Consider the following 2960-nt stretch of genomic DNA (forward strand, 5'->3'; position numbering starts at 1 on the left):
GTTGCTGCCTAGGCTAGCCCCTTGTCACACAAACTACCGAAGCCTCCGAAATATTGGAACTTATTCGTTGAAAACGCGAACGTTACGACAAAGCCTTCGCCGGAGTCGGATGCCGCCGTGACGTCGATGCCCATCTTGGAGCATAGGCGCGCCACCAGGTAGAGGCCGATGCCCGTTGCGCGCTTGGTGGTGCGGCCGTTGTCGCCGGTAAAGCCCTTCTCGAACACGCGCGGCAGGTCGGCCGCGCTCACGCCACAACCGTTGTCGGCAACGGTAAGCTCAATGCGCTCACTCGCCAGGCCCTCATCCAGCAACGCGCCCGAAAACACGATCTTCGCGCCGTCCTCGCGCGCATATTTAATGCTGTTCTGGATGAGCTGACCTAAGATGAACTCCAGCCACTTCTCGTCGGTAAAGACCTCGAAGTCGAGGTTTTCGCACACCGGAGCCACGTGCGCTGCAATGAGTTCGCGCGCGTTGGCCTTAATCGCACCCGTCACCAAGGTCTTGAGATCCCAGCGGCGAATCAGGTAATCGCGCTCCACGACTTCCGAGCGCGCATAGTACAGTGCCTGGTCGATATAGCGCTCAACGCGAGCCAGCTCGCGACCCAGGTCATCCACACGCGACAGGTCGTCTTCGCTGCCGTCTAGGTTTTCAAGAATCAGATGGGCCGCCGCCAGGGGCAACTTGGCCTCGTGGACCCAGCTTTCGATATAGTCGCGATAGTCGTCGGTTTGACGTCGCCCTTCCGCTACCTCATCGCAAGCCGCCTTGCCCACGCGGCGCAGGACTTCGTATTCGAGCTCGCCCTCGGCATAGGTCGGACACTGCACCATCTCCTGCACCCACGCAGGGCTTTCCAGCTCCTCGGCCGCGCGCTCCAGCTGGTGCAAAAATCGACGACGGCGCGCGTACTCGATCACGATGCCGAGCATGCCAAAGATAAAGGATACGCCGACCGCCACGACCACGATAGAAACGGGTGCGCCGGCGACCGTCAGCACAAAGCAGCTCAGCAGCACGCCGCACGTCCACACGGCGACGGGAAGCAGCGCATCTTTAAAGAACTTGCCAAACGACATAGCCGGCCCCTAGACCGAATAGCCTTGGCCGCGATGCGTGGTCAAATACCCCTTGATGCCGATTTTTTCGAGCGTGGTGCGCAGGCGGTTGATGTTGACGGTGAGCGTATTGTCGTCCACGAAGGCGTCGGAGTCCCACAGGTCCTGCATGATGGCCGAGCGCGAGACGATCTTGCCCGCGCGGCTCAGGAGCAGCGAGAGGATACGCAGCTCGTTTTTGGTGAGCTCGGTGCTGTCGCCGGTCGCCGTGTTGGTGACCATAGAACGGGCGAGGTCGAGCTCCAGCCCCTTGTGGACGAGCGTGCTGCGCTCGCCCGCCGCCGCGGTGCGACGCAGCAAGGCATTGATGCGCGCCACGAGCACGCGCGCGCTATAGGGCTTGGGAACGAAGTCGTCCGCGCCGAGCGTCATGGCCATGACCTCGTCGATCTCGGTCGTGCGCGACGTGAGGACGATGATGGGAACCTCGGATTCGCGGCGGACTTCGTGGCAGATATGCTGGCCGTCTTTGACGGGAAGCGTCAGGTCGAGCAGTACCAAGTCGGGTGCAGCGGCCAGGATGTCACGCGAGACATGCTCGAACGATTCGCAGGCCTCGACCTCAAAACCGGCACGGGCAAGGATGTCGGCAAGCTCACGACGAATGGGCTCGTCGTCCTCAACGATATAGATCAGCGCCATGGATTCCGTTCCCCTCTTAGTTGCCTTACAGCCATTATCGCCGCGAAGTCGCCGGCACGCGCCTCGCGCGGCAACAAGGTGACAGAACTGTTCGCGAACGAAAGGTCCGACTCGCCCTCGCTCGCAACGGGTGCGGGGATCAAATGATTATAAAATCCCCGTCCCAGAAAAATCATTTAGCGGCGGGCGCGGAGCTTTTCGTAGCCGTCGGCAAAAAAGGCGACCGTCGCTGCATCGGACTCGGCGGCGTCGGCATCGGCAGCGGGAACCACGCCGTGCTCGTCGCTCACCAGAAACAAAGCGCCCTTGAGCTGCGCGGGAATGTCTACGCGCGTGACCGAGATGCCCTTGGTCTGGGCCAGCTGCTCGATGAGCGTCGCCGTGCCGCACAGGAACTCGTCCGCCGGCGCCACAAAGGCGAGCTCGCCGTTGTTGACGGCGGCGAGCAGCTCGGGCGCCACACCAGTTTCGTCAGCCTCGGAGCGGGCCTCGGCAGAGCGGGCACGCAGCGCCTTGGCCGACGTATCGGCGAGCGGCTCGTACTCCCCCACCGTCATGGCGGCGTTGCCGTTGATGTCGATCACCAGCATGAGCACGCCGTCGCGTGCGGTGTAGTCGCCTTCGGCAAGCGACCACTCAACGTGCTGCTTGGCCCAGCTGAGCATGTTATGGGTAAGCGGCTCGCCCTGCACCAGGCGCTCGGATAGCGCACGGATGTGGCGGTTGAGCATGGGCACCTTTTTGTTGGACATGCGCCAACGGCAGATAAGCGCGGGCTTGTCGAGCGTAAACTTCTCGACCGCCTCCTGATTGGCGCAAAAGTCCTCGTACGCACGCTGATCCTCGGCATTGCCAAACAGCTCGGCATCATCAATCTGGGGCATGGTCATACCTTTCGTGTTAGTCATTCCGTCCTCTTATACCAAAAAGACGGCCCTCCAAACGGAGCGGCCGTCTTTTGCAGAGATTATTTTAGAAGCGAGGCCAGTCCAAGGGACGAGATAACATCCCATCCTCCCCAGTCAACCTAACAGGTCGGCGAGGGTTGCCCAGGTGCCGCAGATTGCCGTGAAAGAGGAGCGACGCGTACTTGGGTACGCGAGCGACGAATGAACGGCAAGGTGCGGTGGCTGGGCAAGCCGCAGCGCCACCTCCCTACTTAATGGCGGAAGTGGCGGGGGGCCCCGGAGACCA

General features: G+C 61.7%; 3 protein-coding genes. All 3 read right to left on the reverse strand.

Translation table 11 applies throughout. The features are described from left to right. Positions 1–8 precede the first annotated feature (8 nt). The 3 genes from DW037_RS06275 to DW037_RS06285 all read right to left on the reverse strand — a co-directional run bounded on the left by DW037_RS06275 (position 9) and on the right by DW037_RS06285 (position 2674). The gene (locus DW037_RS06275) at positions 9–1085 is read right to left on the reverse strand and encodes a sensor histidine kinase (RefSeq protein ID WP_118373011.1); all 1077 of its coding nucleotides are present in this window, start codon (positions 1083–1085) and stop codon (positions 9–11) included. A 9-nt stretch (positions 1086–1094) separates the two neighbouring features. Further along, the gene (locus tag DW037_RS06280) at positions 1095–1766 is read right to left on the reverse strand and encodes a response regulator transcription factor (RefSeq protein ID WP_118373012.1); all 672 of its coding nucleotides are present in this window, start codon (positions 1764–1766) and stop codon (positions 1095–1097) included. A 176-nt stretch (positions 1767–1942) separates the two neighbouring features. After that, positions 1943–2674 (reverse strand): hypothetical protein, encoded by a 732-nt coding sequence (locus DW037_RS06285; RefSeq protein WP_117629945.1) that lies wholly within the window; start codon positions 2672–2674, stop codon positions 1943–1945. Positions 2675–2960: the final 286 nt, after the last annotated feature.

Source organism: Collinsella sp. AF39-11AT (assembly GCF_003474585.1).
Taxonomy (GTDB): Bacteria; Actinomycetota; Coriobacteriia; order Coriobacteriales; family Coriobacteriaceae; genus Collinsella.

Bases quoted from the DNA above. Each gene is read 5' to 3' on its own strand.
- DW037_RS06285 (WP_117629945.1), bottom strand. From the start codon at position 2,674: ATGACTAACACGAAAGGTATGACCATGCCCCAGATTGATGATGCCGAG.
- DW037_RS06280 (WP_118373012.1), bottom strand. From the start codon at position 1,766: ATGGCGCTGATCTATATCGTTGAGGACGACGAGCCCATTCGTCGTGAG.
- DW037_RS06275 (WP_118373011.1), bottom strand. From the start codon at position 1,085: ATGTCGTTTGGCAAGTTCTTTAAAGATGCGCTGCTTCCCGTCGCCGTG.